Annotated in this window: 8 protein-coding genes and 1 tRNA gene; 2 read left to right on the top strand and 7 right to left on the bottom strand. The window is 69.2% G+C overall.

Annotated elements, in window-relative coordinates; genetic code table 11:
* Positions 1–140 precede the first annotated feature (140 nt).
* Positions 141–512 carry a transposase gene (locus AWQ71_RS37040; RefSeq protein ID WP_067136881.1) on the bottom strand — a complete coding sequence of 124 codons (372 nt, stop codon included), beginning with the start codon at positions 510–512 and terminating at the stop codon, positions 141–143.
* Positions 513–882: 370 nt separating this feature from the next.
* Positions 883–1641, bottom strand: a complete 759-nt coding sequence (locus tag AWQ71_RS37035; protein WP_067143171.1) for a helix-turn-helix domain-containing protein — start codon at positions 1639–1641, stop codon at positions 883–885.
* Between the two features lie 307 nt (positions 1642–1948).
* On the opposite strand from AWQ71_RS37035, the gene AWQ71_RS42935 reads away from it, so the two are divergent.
* The gene (locus AWQ71_RS42935) at positions 1949–2098 is read left to right on the top strand and encodes a hypothetical protein (RefSeq protein WP_169806720.1); all 150 of its coding nucleotides are present in this window, start codon (positions 1949–1951) and stop codon (positions 2096–2098) included.
* 26 nt (positions 2099–2124) lie between these two features.
* On the opposite strand, the gene AWQ71_RS37030 is transcribed toward AWQ71_RS42935, so the two are convergent.
* The 5 genes from AWQ71_RS37030 to AWQ71_RS37010 all read right to left on the bottom strand — a co-directional run bounded on the left by AWQ71_RS37030 (position 2125) and on the right by AWQ71_RS37010 (position 5433).
* A complete protein-coding gene (locus tag AWQ71_RS37030) occupies positions 2125–2349 on the bottom strand; it encodes a DUF2283 domain-containing protein (RefSeq protein WP_067143168.1) in 225 nt (74 codons plus the stop codon).
* 102 nt (positions 2350–2451) lie between these two features.
* Positions 2452–2524, bottom strand: a tRNA-Thr gene (locus AWQ71_RS37025).
* Between the two features lie 49 nt (positions 2525–2573).
* Positions 2574–3530: a 23S rRNA (guanosine(2251)-2'-O)-methyltransferase RlmB gene (rlmB, locus tag AWQ71_RS37020; protein WP_067143165.1), complete on the bottom strand. Its 957-nt coding sequence runs from the start codon at positions 3528–3530 to the stop codon at positions 2574–2576.
* Between the two features lie 22 nt (positions 3531–3552).
* The gene (gene cysS / locus AWQ71_RS37015) at positions 3553–4947 is read right to left on the bottom strand and encodes a cysteine--tRNA ligase (RefSeq protein ID WP_067143161.1); all 1395 of its coding nucleotides are present in this window, start codon (positions 4945–4947) and stop codon (positions 3553–3555) included.
* Between the two features lie 120 nt (positions 4948–5067).
* On the bottom strand, positions 5068–5433 hold the full coding sequence (locus AWQ71_RS37010; protein ID WP_245658890.1) for a PPOX class F420-dependent oxidoreductase: 366 nt from the start codon (positions 5431–5433) through the stop codon (positions 5068–5070).
* 111 nt (positions 5434–5544) lie between these two features.
* On the opposite strand from AWQ71_RS37010, the gene AWQ71_RS37005 reads away from it, so the two are divergent.
* Positions 5545–6696 carry a DUF2637 domain-containing protein gene (locus tag AWQ71_RS37005; RefSeq protein ID WP_084259714.1) on the top strand — a complete coding sequence of 384 codons (1152 nt, stop codon included), beginning with the start codon at positions 5545–5547 and terminating at the stop codon, positions 6694–6696.
* Positions 6697–6793: the final 97 nt, after the last annotated feature.

Genomic DNA, 6793 nt, shown 5'->3' with positions numbered 1-6793 from the left:
CTCACGCGCCGTCGAGGCGGTCTGGCCGATGCGGTTCTTCCACTTGTAGAACCACGACTGCGACACCCCCAGCGCCCGGCAGGAGGTGGCATGGTCGATGTCATGGTCGGTCTTCTGGGAGCAGATGAAGGCCGCCACGCTCACCGGCCCATCGCCTCTTTCACCCACAAGACCACGGAGCGCTTGAGAACATCACGCTCGTCTTCCAGCTCAGCGCGTTCCTTCTCCCACGCCGCCTTCTCTCGAGCGTGCTCCTTGACCAGCTCGGCCTTCTCCCGCCGCAGCCGCGCCAGCTCCTCGCTTTCGGACTCCTTCAGCGTCCCGCCTCCGCCGCTGTTACCGCCGGCCTGCCCGTTGGCGTGCCGGTCCATCTGCACCCAGTTGTGCAGCGTGTACTCGTTGATACCAAGGTCCCGCGCGACGTGCGAGACGGGTTTGCCGGTCTCCTTGACGATGCGCACCGCTCCAGCCCGAAACTCCGGATCAAAGCGGCGCCTCGTGGTACCTGCCACGACCAAACCTCTCTCGGTTCGGTCTCCACGCTAAGAGGGGAAGCTCAGTGGTGCAGGCACGACGCGCAGGGTCGTCAAGGTGACCGCAGCCATCACATCCGACTACACCTGGGCCAACAGCGACGAGATCGGCTCCTACTGCCGCACGCCAGATGAGTTCATGCGCCGCATCCACGCCACCGGCACCCACCAACGGATGCGCCTCGACCTGGCCTTCCACGAAGTCGGCAACGACCGCTGGGAGTCGCGCGTGGGTGGTGCTGGCCGCGACCGGCCGGAGAGCCGCAGCCCGGCCGGCTGGCCGACCGGCGCGCGACGCGGGCCGCCGCAGGCGGGCCGCTTTAATAGCGAGAAGAAAAGTTGCTTTCGATCATGGTCGGATCCGCTCACTGCTCTTTGCCGGTTCCGCAGTTGCCCAGACGCGTTCGAGGCTGGTGAGGTAGACCGCCGCGGCGCCCTCGTCCTCGGTGGCTCGTAGATGGATGACCGGGGCCTGAGCCGCTGGGGTGCCGTAGGCGTGGATGTTGACGAGAAGCTGATCGTCCCCGCGATAGATCGAGTTGTACAGCACGGTCCGGTGCAGCCGGATCTCCACCCCGGCGAGCCCGCGGAGCAGCCGGTAGAGCACGAGGGCGTTGCGGATCCTGGCGGCCATGCCACCGTCTATGCCCTCGTCCGCACCGCGCTGCGCGACCTTGGGGCTGTCGGGGTCACCGAGCAGGATCCGCACCCGTACCCCGGCGCCGGCCTTTTCCCCGAACATCTGCACAATGCCCGCGTCGTCAGCGAGGAACAGGCCGCTGTAGACGAGCACGCCGATCTCACTTTGCGCCTGGGCGAACAGACGTCCCCATGCGTCCCTGGGTACGGCCCAGCGGTGCGGGTAGACGGTGACGATCTCGCTCTCCGACGCCGACGCGACCTGTTCCCGGGTCAGAGCTTCCGGCCACAGGTAACTCTCGTCCATCCCCAGGTGCGTCGCCACTGCGTATCGGTGCTTTCGATACGGTGCGCGGCCTTTGGTGATCCACCGTTGGGCTGTCTTGGGGTCCACTTCGATGGCGGTCGCCAGATCGGCGATGCTCACCCCGAGTTCCAGAAGTGCCGCGCGCAACCGCTCGTTCGCCATCTCACCTGCCACGTTCGAGGACGTCCAGGGACCTGGCAATCGTAGACGGGACGTCTTGAACATGTCCCGTCGTGTAGTGATCTCGTCCTGCCCTTTCGCCGCAATCTCGGTGTCACAACGCAGCACCGACCGCGACGAAAGGAGACGTGATCATGACAAACACCACGATCAACCCGCCCGAGGAGACCCCCGGCTGCGACTGCGGCGCGCTCCTGGAGCAGGGGCAGATCCGCTGCCGTAAGTGCCTGGCCCGTGACCGGCGGGCGCATCGGACGAATTCGTGTCACCACCGGATAGGGAGCCCGACATGGTCAGCTCTGTAATGCCCGCCCTGATCAAGGCCCGCCTGGGCCACTCCGACCCTGCGATCATGCTCCGGGTCTACGCCCACGTGATCAGCGAGCGAATGGCGAGCGCGGCCGATGTCTTCGCCGCCTCGATCAGGAATTCCGCCTGAGACCGTGCCCTGTCAGAGGCGCCCCCCTACTCGGGAGCGCCTTCCTCATTTCCCCTTTCGCCGGGCCACGTGGCGAGGATCTCGATACCGATCACCCTGCCGTTCTCGTCCAGGTCCAGGTTCACCATCGGACTGTCCACGGTCACCATCTTGGCCACGCCACCGTCCGGAATCGGGCCGTGCAGGGAAACGTAGGCCGCTCCGACTTGAGGATCGTACGTCCACGTGCCGGGGTGCTCTTCCAAGGTCATCTGGTCTCCTGTTAACAAGGGTGTTAGCAAGATCCCAGATTTGTCCGGACAAAGACAAGGCCCCTGACCGCGAACCCGCTGGCCAGGGGCCTTCCACATCCGAGCCGCCTTGGGGAATCGAACCCCAGACCTTCTGTTTACAAGACAGATGCTCTGCCGATTGAGCTAAGGCGGCGTGCCGCCCACGAGTTTAGTGGGCCGGAGGCCGTACCGTCACCGACGTTTCACCGACGACGAAGGCGGGCGACCTCGTAGAGGGCGATGCCGGCCGCGACGCCCGCGTTGAGCGACTCGGCGGCGGCGTTCATGGGGATGCGTACGACCTGGTCACACGACTCGCGGACCAGGCGGGACAGCCCCTTGCCCTCGGAGCCGACGACCACGACGAGCGGTTCGGTCGCCAGCTCGACGTCTCCGACGTCGACGGTCGCCCCGCCGTCCAGGCCGATGACGAACAGGCCGCTCTCACGGTACGCCTGGAGCGTCTGGGTGAGGTTGGCCGCGCGGGCGACGGGCAGGTTGGCCAGCGTGCCCGCCGACGTCTTCCACGCCCCGGCCGTGACGCCGGCGGAACGGCGTGATGGCACGAGCAGGCCGTGCGCCCCGAACGCGGTGGCGGACCGAGCGATGGCGCCGAGGTTACGCGGGTCGGTCACCCCGTCGAGGGCGACGATCAGCGGCACCTCGGCGGCGTCCTGCGCCCGCTCCACCAGGTCGGACGGGTGGGCGTATTCGTACGGCGGGATCTGCAGCCCGATCCCCTGGTGGACGTTGCCCTCGGTCAGCCGGTCGAGCTTCTCGCGCGAGACCTCCAGCAGCGCGATGCCGCGGCCGGCGGCGATCTTGATGGCCTCGCGGACGCGGTCGTCGCTCTCGATGCGCTGGGCGACGTAGAGGGCGTTCGCGGGCACACCTGCCCGCAGCGCCTCGACGACCGGGTTACGGCCGCCGATGACCTCCGGCGCATCCTCGCGGCGCGCCTTGGACTGCGCGCGAGCGGGCCGCGCCACGCCGGCGGCCTCGCGCTCTATCCGCTCGGTACGCGCCTTGTCCTTGAACCAGTGGCGCATGTGGGCCGGGGGCGTCGCGCCCCTGCCCGCAAGCGAACTGCGGCCCTTGCCGCCGGTCCCCCTGGTGGACCCCTGCCTCCGTGAGGGCTTCCCTGAAGCCTTTCCCGCCATGGTCTCTAGGGTAGGGGCACCGCTAGCGTGCCAACTCCCAGCGTGGCCCCTGGGGAGTGTCCTCGACCACCACGCCGGCGGCGGCGAGCTGCTCGCGGATGGCGTCGGCCGCGGCGTAGTCCTTGCGGGCCCGCGCCGCCTGGCGCTGCTCCAGGGCGACCGCGACCAGGGCGTCCACCACCTCGCGCAGCCCGGAGTCCCCGGTGCCGCGCCACTGCTCCGAACGCGGGTCGAGGCCGAGCACGTCGAGCATGTTCTGCGTCTCGGCCAGCAGCCGCGCGACCTGCTCCTTGTTGCCCTGGGCCAGCGCGACGTTGCCCTCGCGGACGACCTCGTGGATCACGGCGAGCGCCTGCGGCACGTTGAGGTCGTCGCTCATCGCGTCCGCGAACGCCTCGGGCAGCGGGGCCACGGCGTCCACATCGTGGATCACCTCGGCGGCCCGGGTGACGAAGCCTTCGATGCGCCGATATCCGGCGGCCGCCTCCAGCAACGCCTCCTCGGAGTAGTCCATCTCCGAGCGGTAGTGCGCCGCGACCAGGTAGTACCGCAGCTCGACCGCCCGAACCTTGCGCAGCATGTCCGGGATGAGCAGCGAGTTGCCCAGCGACTTGCTCATCTTCTCGCCGCCGAGCTTGAGCATGCCGTTGTGCAGCCAGTAGCGGGCGAAGCCGTCGCCCGCGGCCTGCGACTGCGCGATCTCGTTCTCGTGGTGCGGGAAGATCAGGTCTACCCCGCCGCCGTGGATGTCGAACGTGCCACCGAGGTACTTCGTCGCCATGGCCGAGCACTCCAGGTGCCAGCCCGGCCGCCCCCGCCCCCACGGTGTGGGCCACGTCGGCTCGCCCGGCTTGGCGCCTTTCCACAGGGCGAAGTCGCGCGGGTCACGCTTGAGCGATTCGGTGTCGGTGTCCCCCGCCGCCCGCATGTTCTCCAGCTTCTGGTTGGAGAGCTTGCCGTATCGGTCGGCGTAGGACACCACGTCGAAGTAGACGTCGCCGCCCGCGGCGTAGGCGTGCCCCTTGTCGATGAGCCGGCGCATCAGCTCGACCATCTCGGGAACGTGGCCCATGGCCCGCGGCTCGACGGTCGGCGGCAGGCATCCGAGCTGGTCGTACGCCCAGGTGAAGGCGCGCTGGTTGCGCTCGGCCACGACGAACCAGGGGACGCCTTCCTCGGCGGACACTCGGATGATCTTGTCGTCGAGGTCCGTGACGTTGCGGCAGAACGTGACGTCGTAGCCCAGACGGGTCAGCCACCGCCGGAGCACGTCGAAGTTGAGGCCCGACCGGATGTGACCGATGTGCGGCGGAGCCTGGACGGTCGCACCACACAGATACATCGAGACCCGGCCGGGCTCGACCGGTACGAAATCGCGGACCGTACGCGTGCTGGTGTCGTAGAGGTTCAGGCTCACGAAGGCAAGGCTAATGCCTCACGCCGCACCACAGGCCTACTTACGGGACGGTGTGGCCTACCAGAGGGAACCGGCGTCTCCCTCGCAACACACGGCACCGGACATGACCCCGGAAAACACTCAGCGGAGATATACCTTTTGTGGCTTTATGTGGACGATCACCCGTTCGCTTTCCGGGTGCGGCTCCTCCCAAGGCCTTCCGGCGTACTTGAGGGACAGCTCCTCGATCAACGCCCCCGACCGGTCGTCCTCCATCTCCGCCACGCCTCTGACCTCGACGTACCTGTACGGGTTCGCCGGGTCGATCACCACGATAGTGACCCGGGGGTCGCGCTCGAAGTTCCGGTGCTTGCGACGCCCCTTGACTGTGGAGAAGAGGATGTCGTCGCCGTCGGTCCTGACCCACACGACCGACGCCTGCGGCGCCCCATCGGGGTTGAGACTCACGACCGTCGCGAAGTTCTTTCCGTCGAAAAGCTCGCGCACGCCGTCAGGCAACATCGCATCCTCCGGTCATCCTTATGCGGGATATGCCGATCACGTTACTTGTCGTCCGAGATCGGCGCGCGTGCTCCCATTCTGTAGGCTCGAAACGCCATGGATGCCTCTCCCCCCTCGGCGGCAGGCGCGGCCTCCCGCCCGCCCGGGTCCCCTTCCCCCGGGCTTCCGCTCGCGCTCCGCCGCGTGGCCGTCGTCATCGCGGCGCTCGCTGTCGCCCTGCTGGCCACGGCGGCCTGCGTGCTCTCCTTCGACGACATGCGCGCTCTGGCGCTGGCCGGTCAGGCGGAGCCACGTTTCGCGTACTTCTATCCGGCCGCCTTCGACGCGCTGCTGGCCGTCGCGCTGATCAGCGTCCCGCTGGTCCGCACCGGCCGGCTGATCCTGCGCGTGCAGGCCGGGGTCATCCTGGTCCTGCTGATGGCCGCCGCCGCGACGGCGACCGCGGCGACCGCCACCGGCGCGACCCCCGACCCGAGACCGGCCGCCATCGTCGTGGCGCTGCTCCCCTGGGTCATGTTGAGCATCGGGCTCTGGCTGCTGCTGCTCCTCGCCAAGCAGGCTCAGGCGTACTGGTCCGAGCGCGACCCGGCGACGGACGCCGCCGAGATCGTCCCCTTCGCGGGCGACGATCGGCCGCGTCCGGTCGAGGTGGTCGCGCCCGCCCCGGAACCTCCCGCACCGCGGCCGGAGCCGACCGCCCCCGAGCCCGAGCCCGTACGGCAGGAGCCCGCCGAGCCGCCGGCCGCCCCGGCGACCGGCCAGACGCCCGAGACGGACGCACCCGTGCGGCAGGAGGCCGCCGGAGCCTCTCAGGATGACGAGCCGGCCCCCCAGGCCGCGGACGCCACGGAGGCGGAGCCGGCGGGCGACCGGCCCAACCGGCCCCTTCGTTGGGGCGATCTCGTCCGGCCGCACGCCGGCGACGTCCTCGTCCATCCGCTCCCGCTCACCACTCCGGAGGACACCCCCGAACCCCCGGAGGAAACCCCCGAGCAGCCCGAGCAGCCCGAGCAGGCGGCTCAGGACGCTCCCGACGAGGCGCGGGACACGGAGGCGGATGTCGACACCCAGCCGCTCCGCGTATTCTCCGACGTCCCCGACCCGGCCCACGAGTCCGACGCCGCCGACGACGAGGAGAACCGGCAGGCCGGACGCTCGTACGGCACGGCAGGGGAGGCCGGGGACGAGCCGATGCCGTCGGATCCGCCCTCCCGCCACATGCGCAGCACCCCGCTCCCGCCGGAGTGACCGGCGCCTGAAGACATGAGTAGGCCCGCCCGGCTCTTCGTACGAGGCCGAGCGGGCGTACCGCTACTCGGGGACGGCCGCGGGTGAAGGGCGTCGG

This window comes from Microtetraspora malaysiensis (assembly GCF_001528665.1).
Taxonomy (GTDB): Bacteria; Actinomycetota; Actinomycetes; order Streptosporangiales; family Streptosporangiaceae; genus Microtetraspora_A; species Microtetraspora_A malaysiensis.
The sequence above is the reverse complement of the archived record's forward strand: the minus strand, read 5'-3'. Positions and strand labels throughout refer to the sequence as shown.

Bases quoted from the DNA above. Each gene is read 5' to 3' on its own strand.
- AWQ71_RS37030 (WP_067143168.1), bottom strand. From the start codon at position 2,349: ATGACCTTGGAAGAGCACCCCGGCACGTGGACGTACGATCCTCAAGTC.
- AWQ71_RS37035 (WP_067143171.1), bottom strand. From the start codon at position 1,641: ATGGCGAACGAGCGGTTGCGCGCGGCACTTCTGGAACTCGGGGTGAGC.
- AWQ71_RS37005 (WP_084259714.1), top strand. From the start codon at position 5,545: ATGGATGCCTCTCCCCCCTCGGCGGCAGGCGCGGCCTCCCGCCCGCCC.
- rlmB (WP_067143165.1), bottom strand. From the start codon at position 3,530: ATGGCGGGAAAGGCTTCAGGGAAGCCCTCACGGAGGCAGGGGTCCACC.
- AWQ71_RS42935 (WP_169806720.1), top strand. From the start codon at position 1,949: ATGGTCAGCTCTGTAATGCCCGCCCTGATCAAGGCCCGCCTGGGCCAC.